At 39.4% G+C, this 16,297-nt stretch carries 11 protein-coding genes and 1 pseudogene; 7 read left to right on the plus strand and 5 right to left on the minus strand.

The window, feature by feature from the left end; all coding sequences use genetic code 11:
• A pseudogene (locus Q1W14_RS21510) lies at nt 1-1,441 on the plus strand (DUF4906 domain-containing protein); the annotation flags it as partial.
• 397 nt (nt 1,442-1,838) lie between these two features.
• Nucleotides 1,839-2,051, plus strand: coding sequence for an XRE family transcriptional regulator (locus Q1W14_RS21515; RefSeq protein ID WP_300704895.1), 213 nt, complete (start codon nt 1,839-1,841; stop codon nt 2,049-2,051).
• Nucleotides 2,052-2,110: 59 nt separating this feature from the next.
• Here the strand turns inward: Q1W14_RS21515 and Q1W14_RS21520 are convergent, their stop codons facing one another.
• A complete protein-coding gene (locus Q1W14_RS21520) occupies nt 2,111-5,152 on the minus strand; it encodes a response regulator (RefSeq protein ID WP_300704897.1) in 3,042 nt (1,013 codons plus the stop codon).
• Between the two features lie 174 nt (nt 5,153-5,326).
• Nucleotides 5,327-7,021, minus strand: a complete 1,695-nt coding sequence (locus Q1W14_RS21525; RefSeq protein WP_300704899.1) for a helix-turn-helix domain-containing protein — start codon at nt 7,019-7,021, stop codon at nt 5,327-5,329.
• Nucleotides 7,022-7,476: 455 nt separating this feature from the next.
• Here Q1W14_RS21525 and Q1W14_RS21530 point away from each other — a divergent pair, with 455 nt between their 5' ends.
• Together Q1W14_RS21530 and Q1W14_RS21535 are read left to right on the plus strand one after the other, a co-directional pair.
• A complete protein-coding gene (locus Q1W14_RS21530) occupies nt 7,477-8,652 on the plus strand; it encodes an MFS transporter (protein ID WP_300704901.1) in 1,176 nt (391 codons plus the stop codon).
• Between the two features lie 113 nt (nt 8,653-8,765).
• The gene (locus tag Q1W14_RS21535; RefSeq protein WP_300704903.1) at nt 8,766-9,404 is read left to right on the plus strand and encodes a hypothetical protein; all 639 of its coding nucleotides are present in this window, start codon (nt 8,766-8,768) and stop codon (nt 9,402-9,404) included.
• Between the two features lie 97 nt (nt 9,405-9,501).
• Here the strand turns inward: Q1W14_RS21535 and Q1W14_RS21540 are convergent, their stop codons facing one another.
• Nucleotides 9,502-10,575: a sugar kinase gene (locus Q1W14_RS21540; protein WP_300704904.1), complete on the minus strand. Its 1,074-nt coding sequence runs from the start codon at nt 10,573-10,575 to the stop codon at nt 9,502-9,504.
• A 229-nt stretch (nt 10,576-10,804) separates the two neighbouring features.
• Between Q1W14_RS21540 and Q1W14_RS21545 the strand changes: the two genes are divergently transcribed.
• A complete protein-coding gene (locus Q1W14_RS21545) occupies nt 10,805-11,386 on the plus strand; it encodes a DUF4251 domain-containing protein (protein ID WP_300704906.1) in 582 nt (193 codons plus the stop codon).
• A 92-nt stretch (nt 11,387-11,478) separates the two neighbouring features.
• On the plus strand, nt 11,479-12,141 hold the full coding sequence (locus Q1W14_RS21550) for a response regulator transcription factor (RefSeq protein ID WP_300704908.1): 663 nt from the start codon (nt 11,479-11,481) through the stop codon (nt 12,139-12,141).
• Here Q1W14_RS21550 and mnmA read toward each other — a convergent pair.
• Both mnmA and Q1W14_RS21560 read right to left on the minus strand, forming a co-directional pair.
• Complete coding sequence (mnmA, locus tag Q1W14_RS21555) at nt 12,132-13,220, minus strand: tRNA 2-thiouridine(34) synthase MnmA (RefSeq protein WP_300704910.1); 1,089 nt, start codon at nt 13,218-13,220, stop codon at nt 12,132-12,134. The genes Q1W14_RS21550 and mnmA overlap by 10 nt on opposite strands.
• A gap of 246 nt (nt 13,221-13,466) precedes the next feature.
• Nucleotides 13,467-14,753 carry an O-acetylhomoserine aminocarboxypropyltransferase/cysteine synthase family protein gene (locus tag Q1W14_RS21560; protein ID WP_300704911.1) on the minus strand — a complete coding sequence of 429 codons (1,287 nt, stop codon included), beginning with the start codon at nt 14,751-14,753 and terminating at the stop codon, nt 13,467-13,469.
• A 159-nt stretch (nt 14,754-14,912) separates the two neighbouring features.
• Between Q1W14_RS21560 and Q1W14_RS21565 the strand changes: the two genes are divergently transcribed.
• Nucleotides 14,913-16,289, plus strand: coding sequence for a S41 family peptidase (locus tag Q1W14_RS21565; protein WP_300704913.1), 1,377 nt, complete (start codon nt 14,913-14,915; stop codon nt 16,287-16,289).
• Nucleotides 16,290-16,297 lie beyond the last annotated feature (8 nt).

Below are 16,297 nucleotides of genomic sequence, written 5' to 3' on the forward strand. Positions count from 1 at the left end.
AGTGGATGGGGGGAGCTATGTATATACCGTATATCCGGGTGAGAACAATACGAATGATTTCAATATCAAACGGAATTATAAATATACGTTGACCCTGAACCTGAAATCTTCCGTTACGGACTCACGTGTGATGGCGGCTCCGGCCAATTGCTTTGTTATGAAGCGGAATGCCAGTATCGCCTTCGATCCTTACTCCCGCACTGAGACCGGTGGCGGGTGGCGATATGCAGATTATGTGGATAAGACTGTAGCTGCCAAAAAGTTTTCTCGGGTGGATATATTGTGGCAAACAGGGGACGGAAGTAACTTCGCAATCGGCAATAACGCTAGCGGAACGCGTGTGTATCTGAAAGACGGCATCGTTTATGTGACGGCGGGAAATACGGATGGGAATGCGGTCGTTGCAGGATATAACAGCAGCGGAGTGATACTGTGGTCGTGGCATATTTGGGTGAATGATAGTTCACCGGCGCAGGTGGCAAATGCGGTACCCTATACTACTTATGATTGGGATACTAGCGGAATACATTCAGAAAAAAGAGTTGAAGGAAGACCAGTAATGTCATGCAATTTGGGTGCATTAAGCAATACCGAAGTAGGTGCAAAAGCTTATGGATTGTTGTATCAATGGGGAAGAAAAGATCCTTTCCCTCAAGGAAAGATTGATTATTTTAATGGTGATGGCTATGATCCTTATTCTTCAGAATTAGTAGTGCCTGTTTACGACAACAGAACAGCTTTAATTGCTATGAATAAAACTCCTAGTGTGACGGAAGTGTTTCAAACAGTCATGGTTAGTGCTGATAATGGAAATGTTGATTACACATTGAAGCATCCTACTCATTTTATTAAAACAACAGATGTTTATGATACTTCTGATCAAAGTGTTTATATCAATGAGGGTGACTGGTATTGGGGACATAACGATCAATTATGGGGTGGTAAACCGCTATCTGAAGCAAATAAGATATATGAAACGGATTTACCTCATTATCTATTATTAGCTGATAATGGGGCTGATAAGAAATCTATTTTTGATCCTTGTCCTTCTGGTTGGATGTTGGCACCCGGAGACATGTGGTTAGGTTTCACGAAAACCGGATTTAATACAACTGATAATACATACCAATTAATAAATTGCTCAGAAAATACAGTGGCAGAAAATAGTGCTAATTTTGGGTATCATATGTATATGCGAGGTTGGAAAAATTTAAGTGAAACTCCTGTTTACTTTCCAAGCCAAGGTGTTAGACTTCCTAGTGGAAATTTACAAAGATTTGGTATATGCGGTAATTATCATACATCTACCTCTGGCAGAAATGGAACTGTATACATTCTACATTTACATACAACAGCACAAATTAGTATTTTTGAAACGATGTACGTTTATACTCGCCGTTCTGTTGGTGGTCCAATCCGTTGTGTGCGTGAAACAAAGTAATCTACAACTCATAAAAACCGAGTTCTATAAGAAGAGACAAAAAACATTCACTATATTTGCATTAACAAAATGATATAAATACGAATTAGAAAGAACTATATTTCTTGAACAAGAAGCACTGCACCAAGTGTAGTATCTTGCAATAAATGATTAAATGAACATAAATTATAAACATTAGGAATAGCGTTTCCATTTTATACTTATAAAATATTTGAGCTTTAGCTCTTATTCTCGTAACTGAAAACCGCCAATTTGAAGATCAATGAGAGTAAGTAAGTGAAGGTTCACGCTTGTATAGGCGTGAACTGTTCGTACTTATTCATTGATCGGGTGCTTGGCGGTACCTCAGTTCGGATAGGTAATGAATGGTTCCGCCTTTTTTTGCAAACAAACATCTATGGTACACATCGGAAAACTAATCGAAAAAGAACTTCACCATCAGGAACGTTCTGTCACTTGGTTTGCTAATAAGCTCTATTGTGAACGCACCAACGTGTACAACATATTCAAGCGCAAAAGCATCGACACAGAACTTTTATTAAGGATATCACAAATACTGAATCGTGACTTCTTTAAGGATTATCAGAAGGAAATAATACAAGAAGAATGATATACAATCTATTTTGTAGAAATCATGTATAGATAGTATATCATTAGAAAAGAATCTCTTTAGCAATACTTTTTCAATACTGCCATTAATTTTGCTTTATCAATTGGTTTCACTAGATATTCATTACATCCCGCAGCCAGAGCAGCCAAGCGGTCAGTTTCAAAAGCATGAGCAGTTAACGCAATAATGGGTAGCTTAGTATTGAATTTACGTATTTCGGCTGTAGCAGATAATCCGTCCATTACAGGCATTTTCATATCCGTAAGCAACAAATCAATATGACGGTTACGCACGATATCGAGAACTTCTTTTCCATTTACTGCACGTAACAGCTCATAATTCTTCTTCAACATTGCCGATACAAGTTGGTAATTACTTTGTATATCTTCGGCTATCAAAATCGTTTTATGCGTCGTTGAGTCAGAAGATGAATCAGATGCAGATAGACCAGAAGCAGATGTACTACTTCTACCATTGCTATCCGCTGCTTTAGCAGAGTCAGCTTCTTCGGATAAAATGTTAACTTCACAAGGTAACATTGCCCAGAACAAGGAACCTTCTCCATAGTTACTTTCAAAGCCAACCGTACCACCCATAGATTCAGCTATTGCCTTACAAATAGATAATCCCAATCCAGTGCCCTGTGCAAAATCATCCAGTTTCTCAAAACGATGGAAGACCTTTTCTTTCTTTTCATCCGCAATACCAATACCAGTATCTTTTACATAAAAGTAAATGCCTTGCTCCCTCTTTTCATACCCCATCTCTATTGTTCCTGTGGGCGTATATTTTATCGCATTGGTTACGTAGTTAGTCAAAACCTGCGCAACACGATTCCGATCAAGAAGAACCTGACAAGTAGAATATGGATTAACAGCTAATAAACACACGTTAGGATTAGTGATACGTTGCTTCATAGAAGCAGTCATATTATTGAAATGCTCCGATAAATCATACTTCTCATACTTCAACTCTACCGAACCGGCTTCTAGTTTGGATAAATCAAGTATATCATTAATTAGCTTCAATAACAGTTCATTATTAGTATTGATAATCTGGATATACTCTTCCCTATCTTCCTCTTCTCCATACATCATTAATTCAGAGAAGCCCACAATTGCATTCAACGGAGTACGTATTTCATGACTCATATTCGCTAAAAATGCTGATTTTAGTTTATCCGACTGTTCTGCTTCCAGTTTTGCCTGACGTAGTTCCTCAATCATTCGCTCACGTTCCGTCACATCATCCACCCTGATTACAATACCATCCATAGTGCCATCCTCCATAAATACAGGAGTTGCAAAAACTTCTACAGTATGTTCGCTATCAAGATTAAACTTAATCTGCTCTGTCTGGTGCGATAATAAAGCACGCTGCAATACACAATTTTCACAAGGAGAAGTACGATTATGAGCACTCTTATAACAAAGTTCTCCTTTCTTATATGCTTCATAAGAGATACTTTTGGAGCAAAAAGAAATGTTTTCCCACTGCACGATATAATCCTTGGTAATATATGCCAATCCAGAATTCGTATTGTTGAGTACCAATTCGTTTTGCTGAACCAAATTATCGAGTGCCTTTTTGTTTTCCAGCAGCACCATTTCTGTATGTTTATGAGAGTCTATATTCAGACTCATTCCAAACATATATTTATAAGGCTCATCATTCAGGGTGGTTGTTTCGACTATACCACGCACTTCCCACCATTGGTACTCGCCATTACCTTTGAAATCAAGACGAACCTCAACATCCCATATATCATTCTCCGAATCAAGAGCCTCCTGTAAAGATTCGGTGAATACCTTTTTATCGTCAGGATGCACAAGCTTAAGATATTTCTCCTTTGTATCAAAATCAGAGTTTTTTATTCCGGTCTTATCGAATCCCTCTCCAAAACTCAATCTATCTATATCAGGCTCATAAAACCAAGTATAAGCATTCATGGTCTCCAGAGTTATGGAAAGAAGTTGGGCACGACGCTTTAGCTCGTTCTGCATACTCTGATCCCATCGGGTATTTAACAATAAACGTTTCCCTTCATCTTCGATGATACTTTTACGAACAATTGTATCGTAGGAACGACCGTCTTTCAATACGATATGTTCCAAACCTAGATAAGGAGTACCGGTATTGAAAACCTCAATATCCGTCTTCTGAATTCGTGCTACCTCATCATTACTCAATACATCGTAAGTCGTTTTATCTTCACTCGTACCAAACATTCGCTTGCTTTCTTCATTACAGAAAACATAGCGGAAACGGTCTTCTATATCCTTGATATGAACGGAAAGAGGTATATTATCAAGCACTTTTTTCAGAAGTACCTGCTTCTTATTTATCTCAGTATTGTTTTTTCGAGAACCTACATATTTTATTACTTTACCATTCTGATCATATTCATAGGGCGAACCACTCACTGTACAATATTGCCAATCCGAACTATCCGGCAAAATAATACGAGTTTCAAAGCTAAATGTGAAGTCTTCGCCTTCATTCATCCTCCGTATCATTTCAGTGGCATGTTCCCTATCTTCACTATGTAAAGTTTCTATATATAATTCACAACTAATAGGCTTTGATTCGTCATAATCGATTAAGGGTTCATTATCACTATAGAAGTATCTGGCAAGTGCATCATATTCCCACAAAACAATATCTGCTGCTTGTATGGCCAACTCAGTTTTACGCTTACTACGACGAAGCATTTCTTCTTTTCGCAAAGGTTCAGTGACATCTTCAACAATTAATATATAATTGACTTCCTTACCTGTGCTATTGAGTAATTGGTTTCCACTAAATTTTAAGACACGGTCCTGCGAATGCGAAGATATGTATCGCCCGCCTTTTGTTGAAGCATCAAAATTATATGTAATAGACGTATGCAAATTATGTCCTTTGCATACAGCTGTTTTCATTTCACCAGGAATGATAACATTATCATTGATGTTAATCGGTTTTTCTTTCACTGATGCTTCATCAATTCCAAAAATCCGACAGAAATTCTCATTAAAATGAATCAATGTCCCGTCGTTGGAATAAAGTCCTACTCCCACAGGAAGTGAATCAAAAACCGATAATATTTGTTCTTGTTCCATGAATTTAAACACCACTACATATAATAACAATTAACCAGTACAAAGATATGAGAGTTTATGCTCATTTCATTATTTTAGTGGATAATTTTTCCTATAAAATGAAATAATTATGCAACTAATTATTAAAAGAGCTTCCTTCGCAGAAAGCTCTTTCTTTTTCATATCTCACAAAGATTATATCTTCTTCAAAAACTCCTTCGGACTCTTTCCAAAATATTCTTTGTATTTACTTCTAAAGTTCTTCAAGTTCCTCATTCCCACCATTTCTGCAACAATGGTAACAGAATATTTTCCACTTTCCAACAATTCACGTGCCTTCTCCATACGGATGTGTGAAATCAGATATTTGGGAGCTTCACCTGTCAATGACTTCCACTTATTATAAAAGGTAGTACGGCTCATGCACATATTGGCAGCAAGATCATCAACCAGGAAATCTTCTTTATCCAGATTATCCAAAACATAGTTTTTCACTTCATCAAGGAATTTCAGATTATTTTCCTGCTGAGTCTCCTCTATTCTGTGTACCAGAAATTCCTCACCAAACACTTTCTGAAGAAAAGACTTTCTCTGGAGATAGCTATTAGCTATCAAAACGGATATTTCTATTTTCAAATCCTCCACATTAAAAGGTTTGTACATAAAGATGTCCGCCAACGAATATCCTCTCTTCGCACGCTTCTTTACATCGAGAGATGAGCCTAACAGAATGATAGGAATAAATGAAGTATCTCTGGATGTTTTTAGTTTTGAAGACAGTTCATCACCACTCATTCCATATAACATCACATCGCATATTACTAAATCAGGATGCTCGTCGTGAATGGATTTCAATGCTTCCGAACCATTAGTAAAAGTTATAATATTAAAATCGTCCGATAAACATTTCTCCAAATACCGACAAAACCTTTCATCATTGTCCACCAAGACAACTACCGGTTTATCCACACTCTTCTTTTTAAAAGGAGGGCAAAGATAGGCTTCTGCCGCTTCGTCAAGTAATGCATATTCTTTTTCCCTTTCATAGTGACTAGGTACGGGTTCGAGTGGACATTTTACAGGGAACTTCAATAATACCTCCCCTTCTGAAACAGCTATTTTACCATCACATAAATTCAACATTCTCTTAAATAAGGTACTACCCATTTTCCATTGTCTGCGATGCACTGTTTTCGGTGCAGGCAACCACGATAAGTACCATTTGCAATATTTCAGAAATAACCCATTACCACTATCTTTAATCTTTATCGCCCAATATTTATCATTCAACAATATCTGCATGACAAGATGCGTATCGGGAAGAGCACAATCAATGGCGCTTATCACAAACTTATCTATTACCGGAGATATTTTGCCCTGGTCAAACCATGCGCTGGCATAGTCAAATTCGGGAGATATTTCCAGAGTCATATCCAATCCGGCAGCGTAAGATTGAAGAGGATTCACTTTTCTTTTAATGAACGAGCTGATCTCATGTTCTGCCACATCTAAATTACCAGAGTAAACAAGAGAATGCTTCAACCCCATCAATGTCGTCAGATGTTGTTCGAGCCCTTCAATATGATGAATGGCAATAGACACTTCTTTTTTCACAAATTCGGGACATTCTTTTTCACAAACTACTCCCAAAGGAGTTTTTATCAGTGAAATAGGATTACGGATATTTTGAAAAGTATCAATAAAGTATTGATTCCCTTCTTTCAGCAAATCTCTCTCTTCACAAATTGAATGTAAATAAAATAAGAGCCAGCATAATAACCACACTCCGCCAAACATTACTATTATAATCGCACTAAGGAATTTATAATATATCCCTACCACTAAAAAAAGAACGAAAAACGAAGTCAAAATTGTTGTTATATGTTTCATACGAATATATGTTAAGTTATACTTTGAATAAAACGATATTCAAAGCACAAAAATTCTTGTTTATTTTCCATTTTAAAGCACAATGAGATTTACCTAAAAGAAATTTAGGAGGAGGCCGGATATAGGACGGGAGGCTGGTTCGAATAAGCGGATTCACTGTACCCTCCTTCTATTTTTCTACAGAAATCCTTAATTGATCTAACATCGATTTTTCCATCAAGTTGTATAGTTGTTTAGGTATATCTATTTCAATTTCGCAAATAAAAACACATTATTTGATAATATGAAAAATAACAGTACAACAATCAAAATAAAAAAAAGATGCAAGGTATTAGAATATAATCCGAGAATATTGAAACTAAAAAAGCTTTTCTCTGTGCATAACGAAAAAGAGCTTTTTATTCTTTATAGCAAGATTTGCAATTACATATTAGGGAGTTGATTATCTTTGCAGCATGAAACAAGAATTGAAAGAGAACGGCGGACTGCCCGCACATATACTTTGGACGCTTGCCATCGTGGCAGGTATATCTGTAGCAAACCTATACTACAACCAACCATTATTGAATGTAATGCGCCATGAATTGGGTGTATCTGAATTCAAAAGTAATCTGATCGCCATGATTACGCAAGTTGGCTATGCCATAGGATTGTTGTTCATAGTACCGCTAGGTGACTTGTTCCAACGCAAGAAGATTATATTAATAAACTTCATCTTACTCATTTTCTCGTTAATTGCAATTGCCGTAGCCCCCAATATATACATTATCTGGGTTGCTTCACTCATTACAGGTATCTGTTCCATGATTCCCCAAATATTTGTTCCGATTGCTTCCCAATTCTCACGTCCGGAGAATAAAGGACGTAATGTAGGAATTGTTATTTCCGGTCTACTGACAGGCATACTGGCATCACGTGTAGTCAGCGGCTTTGTCGGAGAAATTTTGGGATGGCGCGAAATGTATTTTATAGCAGCAGGCTTAATGCTGATTTGTGCCATAGTGGTATTGAAAGTTCTGCCGGATATACGACCTACTTTTCAAGGTAAGTATGCAGAATTGATGAAATCCCTCTTTCAGTTGATTAAAGATTATCCGACACTACGCATATACTCTATAAGGGCGGCATTGGCTTTCGGTTCTTTTCTGGCCATGTGGTCATGTCTTGCATTTAAAATGGGACAGGCTCCTTTTTATGCAAATAGTGACGTAATCGGAATATTAGGTTTATGTGGCATTGCAGGAGCATTGACAGCTTCTTTTGTGGGCAAATATGTGAAGACAGTCGGCATCCGTAATTTTAACTTTATAGGTTGCGCACTAATCATTCTTTCATGGGCATCGCTCTATTTCTGGGGTAACAGTTATGTGGGAATCATTGCCGGTGTAATACTGATAGATATAGGCATGCAGTGCATCCAACTCAGTAACCAGACCAGCATCTTTGAGATTTGTCCTTCTGCCTCCAATCGGGTAAACACAATCTTCATGACTACCTACTTCATTGGCGGGTCATTGGGAACTTTCCTGGCAGGTAGCTGTTGGCAGGCATGGCAATGGGCAGGTGTGGCAGGTATTGGTGTAACGCTGACAATGATTTCGCTTACAATAACTCTCTTTACCAAGAAATAAAGTGCAGATTTTCAGAAAATAATACTCAATATGTTTGGGAATATATGTTAAAAGGTTTATATTTGTAAATATTGAATCAAATCTTTTAATATTAATCAAAATACTCTGGTATTATGGAAGAACAAAGAAAAATTTCAGTGGGGAGCGTACTCTCCGAAGGTATTGGCATTGGTATCAAAAATGCGGCTTCTATGTTGGGGGCAACAATATTATGGTTATTGACGATCTGGATTCCATATCTCAATGTTGGTACAACGATTGCCATGATGACTATTCCTATTGAACTCAGCAAAGGAAAAATCATTTCTCCTTTATTCATTTTCGACGGCAAATACCGTCAATACATGGGTGAGTTCTTTACACTTATCGGACTGATGTATTTATCTATATTACCTGCCATGTTTTTCATGATTATACCGGGTATTATCATTGCTATCGGTTGGTCACTTGCTATCTACATTCTGCTGGATAAAGGCATTGCTCCGGGTGAAGCAATGATTCGCAGTAATAAAGCAACTTACGGATATAAGTGGACTATTTTCGGTGTGAGCTTTGTATTGGTAATTGTTTATTTTATAGCCATCTATATTGTTGCCATGATAGCTGTACACAGCGGATTCTTCGGTTTCATACTAGGATTAATCGTCGTAGCTATATTTATGGTAGCGAACTTGGGTTGCGAAGCTGTAATCTATCGCAAACTGACTGCAGAACCCCGACCGGAAGAAATGGAAACCGTAGTTGAAGTCTAATAACTATTTCTATATTTACGAGCCCCACATCCATTGCCGGATGTGGGGCTCGTTCTTTTATACAGCTATCGGAAATACAGGCAATCATATCCCGTACTTATCTTGATACACGCCCTGAAGTATTCCCATTCATCAGGCTTTCCACTTCTTCCACCGTCACAAGGTTGAAATCACCATAAATGGTGTTTTTCAATGCAGAGGCGGCAAGTGCATATTCCAATGCCTTCTGGTCATCATTCGGATAACTAATCAATCCATATATCAAACCGCCTACAAAGGCGTCACCCGTGCCCACACGATCTACTTCATGTTCGATATTGTATATACCGGTATGCTTTAAACTACCGTCGGAATAGAGCACTGCCGCAAGAAGGTTGTGATTGGAAGTAATAGAGTTACGCAGTTCAAGAAATATCTTCTTGCAACGAGGAACAAGTTCAGATACTTTCTGACCAAAAGCTTCGAAAGCAGGTAGATCGGATTCAAAGGAAGTATCAGTAGCATTGGTAGCTTTAAAACCTACAGGCTGAATGCCAAGGATCTCTTTATATTCAGGCTCGGCACCAAAGATGACGTCACTATATTGCACTAAAGGTTGCATGACTTCGGCTGCCGTACGACCATAGTTCCAAAGTTTCTTACGGAAATTAAGATCACAGGATATTGTCAAGCCCATGCGGTCGGCAACTTCGAGCGCTTCCAGGCAAGCATCTGCTCCATCTTGCGAAAGGGCTGCCGCAATGCCCGACCAATGAAACCAACCGGCATCAGCAAATATCTTCTCCCAATCAATCATACCCGGGCGCAGAGTAGCAAAAGAGGAACCTGCACGATCATAGACCACATTTGAATTACGGAAAGCAGCACCACATTCCAAATAATATAATCCCAAGCGATCACCTCCCCATACAATTCCTTCGGTTCCCAAACCACTGGCACGCAAAGATGCCATGCAAGCATGTGCCACCGCATTATCCGGCAGACGAGTAACAAATTCGGTAGGTATACCAAAATTTGCCAAAGAAACGGCAACATTAGCCTCACTGCCACCATAAGTTGCAATGAACTCATTGGCTTGTGAAAAACGACGGAAACCCGGAGTAGTCAGGCGAAGCATTATTTCACCAAAAGTTACGACTTTCTTTGTTGTAACCAATTTATTTTTTTCCATATTAAACGATCATTATATTATCCCCTCCTCCCCTTTGACGGGGGGATAAGGAGAATAATTCTGCTAAATCATTGCAAAAGTACAAATTAATAAGGAAAAAGAAATTCCTTAGTAGAAAAGAGTTTCGAATATAAAATTTTTAAGAAACCTGTGAACAATCCTTCATAGAGGTTGTTTTTGGAATAAACTTGATAACGAACAATTTATTAAACCTAAACAAAAATTGAGTATGAAAAAGTTTATTGCATTAGCAGCATTAGTAATGTTGGGCATCACAGCGAACACCGTATTTGCCCAGGAAAGTAGTAGAGCAGAACGCAAAGCAGAAAGAGACGCTAAGCGTGCAAAGATGAAAGCAGAAGAGCAAGTAGCGAACACCATCTCATACGATGACGCTGTTGCAGCATTGCAGGCAAAACAATTTGTAATGGAAGCTAACCAGGTTATGTTCCGTAACGGACAAACCGCATTTGTAAATTCCAACACTAACTTCGTTTTGGTTAACGAAGGACGTGGTACAGTACAGGTAGCATTCAATACTGTATATCCCGGTCCTAACGGTATCGGTGGAGTAACAGTAGATGGAACAGTTTCTGATATTCAGACAACCACTGACAAGAGAGGAAACGTTAATTGCAACTTCAGTATTCAAGGTATCGGTATCTCAGCACAGATATTCCTTACATTGACTGACGGAGGTAACAATGCAACTGTAACCATTAGCCCGAACTTCAATGGCAACACCATGACATTGAGCGGTAATTTGGTTCCGTTGAACCAGTCGAACATCTTCAAGGGACGTTCTTGGTAAAACCCTTACAAATTATATAACCTCACTCCGCTGCAAATCACTTAAAAAGTGTACATTTGCAGCGGAGTTTTTTTTAATAACTATTCACTTTGATGAGAGAATATATCATTGCAGATAATCAAGATATTACCAAAGCCGGTATGATGTTCTTGCTGAGCAAGCAGAAAGATACTTCTTTATTATTGGAGGCAGATAATAAGGCGGAGTTAATACAGCAGTTACGCTTGCACCCTACAGCAGTTGTTATTCTGGACTATACCCTTTTTGATTTTTCGGGTGTTGAAGAGCTGATTGTATTGCATGAACGTTTTAAAGAAACCGACTGGTTACTGTTTTCCGATGAATTGAGCATGACTTTCCTACGGCAAGTATTGTTCAGCAGCATGGCATTCGGAGTGGTAATGAAGGATAATTCTAAAGAAGAAATATTCTCGGCTCTGCAATGTGCTACACGCAAAGAGCGTTTTATTTGCAATTATGTCAGCAACTTGCTACTAGCAGGCAATGGAATACCCTCGCCTACTCATCCTGCCATCAAGGATGATTTATTAACGCCTGCCGAACGAAGTATTTTGAAGGAAATAGCTTTGGGGAAGACTACAAAAGAGATTGCTATCGAACGCAACCTTAGCTTCCATACAGTAAATAGCCACCGGAAAAATATATTCCGGAAGCTGAATGTAAACAATGCGCACGAAGCTACCAAATATGCCATGAAAGCAGGCATTGTAGATTTGGTAGAATATTACATATAGATTTCTCCACTACCGATGCAAAGCCGGGAAGCCTCATCGTAAATCACTCCAAACTGTCCGGGAGCTATACCTTGCAGTTTCTCAGCAGAAATGATACGATAACCGTCTGCCTCTTGCGACAAACGCCCTTTGATGAATTCCGGCGTATGGCGTATCTTGAAGGTTATGTCCACTTGTTCCGATAACTCTTTCCAAGGATCATCCGTAATGAAATGAAAGTCGTACATGCGAAACTCGTTTCCGTATTGCTTTTCGGTATCGTATCCGTGGGAAACATAAACTATATTCTCATTAATATCTTTACGAACCACAAACCACGGTCCGCCACTCAATCCTAACCCTTTTCGCTGACCTATGGTATGGAACCAATAGCCACGATGCTTGCCCAAGCGCTTGCCGGTTTCCAGTTCTATAATTTCGCCTTCTTTCTCGCCAAGAAAGCGGCGAACAAAATCATTATAATTAATCTTACCTAAAAAACAAATACCTTGGCTATCTCTACGCTTGGCGCTGGGTAGTCCGGCACGCATAGCAATATCACGGACTTCGTGCTTCATCAGTCCGCCCAATGGAAACATCAGTTTGGAAACTTGTAAATAGTCTATTTGTGCCAGGAAGTCGGTCTGGTCTTTAACAGGGTCTAAGGCAGTACCTAGCCAGGTTTTTCCGTCCAGCACCACGGTGGTAGCATAATGCCCGGTAGCGGTAAAATCAAACTCCTTCCCTACCCGTTGCTCAAAACATCCGAATTTGATGAGTTTGTTGCACATTACATCAGGGTTCGGCGTCAATCCGCGACGTATTTTGTCAATGGCGTAGGCAGCTACATTATCCCAGTATTCTTTATGCAGATCCACTACCTCCAACGGCAGACCGTAGCGACGGGCAATGGCTGTGGCAATCTCCAGATCTTCTTCTGCAGAGCAATCCATATAATCAGCATCATCCTTCCCTATTTTAATATAAAACAGAGAAGGACGAAAACCTTGTTCACAAAGAAGATGTACAACAACAGAACTATCGACACCTCCCGATAATAGTACGGCTATATCAGCATTCTCACTTACTATTTGTCTCATTTTTTCTCAAAACAAAAAACATCATTCAACTAGCTTAAAATCCTTGTCAGAAGTACTTCTCGAAGGGGTGAAAATTTTTAGTAAAAACCTTCCGAATTTTTAGTAAAAATCTATCGGGAATTTACTAAAAATTCAGTGGATTTTTAGTAAACATCATCCACCCTTTATTAATACAGTGGCAAATAAGCAGGAAATGTAATATAATATGATTATATTTACTTTTCCTGTACTATTTAAAATTACATTTTAGATCTTCTCCAATGCCTGTGACAAATCATCTAACAAATCATCGATATGTTCTGTTCCGATAGAAAGGCGAACAGTACCCGGTTTGATTCCCTGCTCTGCCAATTCCTGTTCGTTCAACTGAGAATGGGTGGTGGTGGCAGGATGTATAACCAATGATTTCACATCAGCAACATTCGCCAATAAAGAGAATATTTGCAGATTATCTATAAATGCTTGAGCTTCCTTAGTTCCACCTTTCACTTCAAAAGTGAAGATTGAACCGGCACCTTGAGGGAAATACTTCTTATATAATGCATGATCCGGATGGTCAGACAAAGACGGATGATTCACAGCGGCAACCTTAGGATGCTTCTTTAAGAAGTCCACTACTTTCAGGGCATTCTCTACGTGGCGCTCTACGCGAAGTGATAATGTTTCGAGTCCTTGCAGCAAAATGAATGCGTTGAAAGGACTGATAGCGGCACCTGTATCACGTAACAATACGGCACGAATACGAATAACGTAAGCCGCAGGTCCGGCAGCATCTACAAAACGCACGCCGTGATAACTTGCATCCGGCTCAGTCAGTTGAGGAAACTTACCGGAAGCTACCCAGTCGAACTTACCACTATCTACAATGACACCGCCCAAAGACGTTCCGTGTCCTCCGATAAACTTGGTAGCAGAATGAACTACAATATCTGCACCGTGCTCGATAGGTCGAATCAAATAAGGAGTACCAAAAGTATTATCTATAATCAAAGGAATATTGTGGCGATGGGCTATTTCGGCCACTGCATCAATATCGATGATGTTTGAATTCGGATTGCCCAGAGTCTCGATAAAAACAGCTTTAGTATTCTCCTGAATGGCTTTTTCGAAATTACTCAAATCACTGGGATCTACAAAAGTAGTAGTAACCCCGTATGTCGGCAATGTGTGAGCCAGCAAATTATAAGTTCCGCCATAGATGGTCTTAGCAGCAACAATATGGTCACCCGCACGGGTGATATTCTCGAAAGCGTATGTGATGGCTGCCGCACCGGAAGCTACTGCCAACGCAGCCACTCCGCCTTCCAAAGCAGCTACACGCTTTTCGAATACATCTTGCGTAGAATTCGTCAAGCGCCCATATATATTACCCGGGTCCTGCAAGCCAAAACGTGCGGCAGCATGTGCCGAGTCACGGAATACGTATGATGTAGTCTGATAGATAGGAACAGCACGTGCATCAGTTGCCGGATCGGGTTGTTCTTGCCCTACATGAAGTTGTAAAGTCTCAAAATGCAATTTCTTTGTTTCCATTGTCGTCTGTATTTTAGATGAATAATTTCGTTCTTTTTTCTGATGTTGCAAAGATAAGGGGAAGAATCATAGTAACCTATGACATAAGATAGGGAATTTTATACCATATTTGTGGTAGGAGCAAACAAACTATTCTTATCTTTTCCTATCTTTGCAACTATGAAAGCAAGAAATATATTATTATCTATATTGGGAACCTTAATTGTTCCCATCTATTTGACCTCCTGCGGAGAAGACCGTTGGCCTGCATACGCCGCTGAAACCGCTACCGACCGCTGGATTGACGATAGCATGCGGGTATGGTACTATTGGAATGAAGAAATGCCACCCAGCAAGGAAGTGAACTATTTCTTAGAACCATTCAAGTTCTTTTCATCCATACTATCTAAAAAAGATGGAAAAAACAGTGTACCTTATTCTACCATAGACAGCCTTGTCAATGTAACCCGAAGCATTCCATATACGGACAAAAGCTACGGTTTCCAGTTCACCATCGACCGGGTAGAAGACAATGATACCGCATACTACGCGCACATACTTTATGTTGCCCAAAACAGCCCTGCTTCCGCCATTAACATGGAAAGAGGTGACTGGATTATGGATATGAACGGTGAACCCATCACCAAGAAAAACTTCGCTGCGCTCTACGGAAGCGGTGCCATGAAACTCACAGTAGGTTATTATGACGTGCCAGGCGATACAATCATAGCCTATAAAGTTCCCAGGGAAATAGCAGCAGCACGTGCCGTCAACGACAATCCGGTATTTTATAAAAATGTATATGAAAGAGCCGGCAAACGTATCGGTTACTTAGTTTACAACCATTTCAGTGCAGGCATTACCGATAATAGCAATGAATATAACAACGATTTACGCAGTGCCTCCCAATATTTTGCATCCAATCAAATAAACGATTTCGTATTGGATTTACGCTATAATAATGGTGGCTTACTCTCCTGTGCTGAGTTAATGTGTGCCTTGCTTGCCCCCGCCGACAAACTCGGGCAGGAACTTGGATTTCTGGAATTCAACACTCGCTTCAACCCACGGCAAGTTCCCTTCAACTTGGATGCCAACCTTATACAAAACGGAGCAAACTTAAACTTGAATACCCTCTACGTCATCACCAGCGATCAAACAGCTTCTGCTTCCGAAATGGTAATCAACTGTCTGAAACCGTTTATGCAGAAAGTGGTTTTGATAGGTAGTACCACCGAAGGAAAGAATGTAGGCTCCAGAGCATTTAGTAGTCCGGAGTTAATGATTACAATGAGTCCCATTATTTGTATGATTTATAACTCAAAAAGTGAGTCGGATTATGATAAAGGTTTCAAGCCTGATTATGCAATTAATGAGAACAGTAATCTGGCGCAGTTCCTGCCATTTGGCGATCCCAACGAATTGCTACTGAGCACAGCACTCGGTATTATAGACGGAAGCATAGAATTGGATAAAAAAGAAACCCGCTCCCTGAAAGTCACTACTATTGCTAACTCGATTGAAAAACGTGCTAGCCATGCAGTACGCATCAAATAAAAAGCATT

Source organism: Bacteroides sp., from assembly GCF_030151085.1.
In the GTDB taxonomy this organism is placed as follows: domain Bacteria; phylum Bacteroidota; class Bacteroidia; order Bacteroidales; family Bacteroidaceae; genus Bacteroides.

What these genes read in the sequence shown, in the direction of transcription:
- Q1W14_RS21535 (WP_300704903.1), top strand. Translation starts at nt 8,766, where the DNA reads ATGGAAGAACAAAGAAAAATTTCAGTGGGGAGCGTACTCTCCGAAGGT.
- mnmA (WP_300704910.1), bottom strand. Translation starts at nt 13,220, where the DNA reads ATGAGACAAATAGTAAGTGAGAATGCTGATATAGCCGTACTATTATCG.
- Q1W14_RS21545 (WP_300704906.1), top strand. Translation starts at nt 10,805, where the DNA reads ATGAAAAAGTTTATTGCATTAGCAGCATTAGTAATGTTGGGCATCACA.
- Q1W14_RS21560 (WP_300704911.1), bottom strand. Translation starts at nt 14,753, where the DNA reads ATGGAAACAAAGAAATTGCATTTTGAGACTTTACAACTTCATGTAGGG.
- Q1W14_RS21550 (WP_300704908.1), top strand. Translation starts at nt 11,479, where the DNA reads ATGAGAGAATATATCATTGCAGATAATCAAGATATTACCAAAGCCGGT.
- Q1W14_RS21525 (WP_300704899.1), bottom strand. Translation starts at nt 7,021, where the DNA reads ATGAAACATATAACAACAATTTTGACTTCGTTTTTCGTTCTTTTTTTA.
- Q1W14_RS21540 (WP_300704904.1), bottom strand. Translation starts at nt 10,575, where the DNA reads ATGGAAAAAAATAAATTGGTTACAACAAAGAAAGTCGTAACTTTTGGT.
- Q1W14_RS21520 (WP_300704897.1), bottom strand. Translation starts at nt 5,152, where the DNA reads ATGGAACAAGAACAAATATTATCGGTTTTTGATTCACTTCCTGTGGGA.
- Q1W14_RS21530 (WP_300704901.1), top strand. Translation starts at nt 7,477, where the DNA reads ATGAAACAAGAATTGAAAGAGAACGGCGGACTGCCCGCACATATACTT.
- Q1W14_RS21565 (WP_300704913.1), top strand. Translation starts at nt 14,913, where the DNA reads ATGAAAGCAAGAAATATATTATTATCTATATTGGGAACCTTAATTGTT.
- Q1W14_RS21515 (WP_300704895.1), top strand. Translation starts at nt 1,839, where the DNA reads ATGGTACACATCGGAAAACTAATCGAAAAAGAACTTCACCATCAGGAA.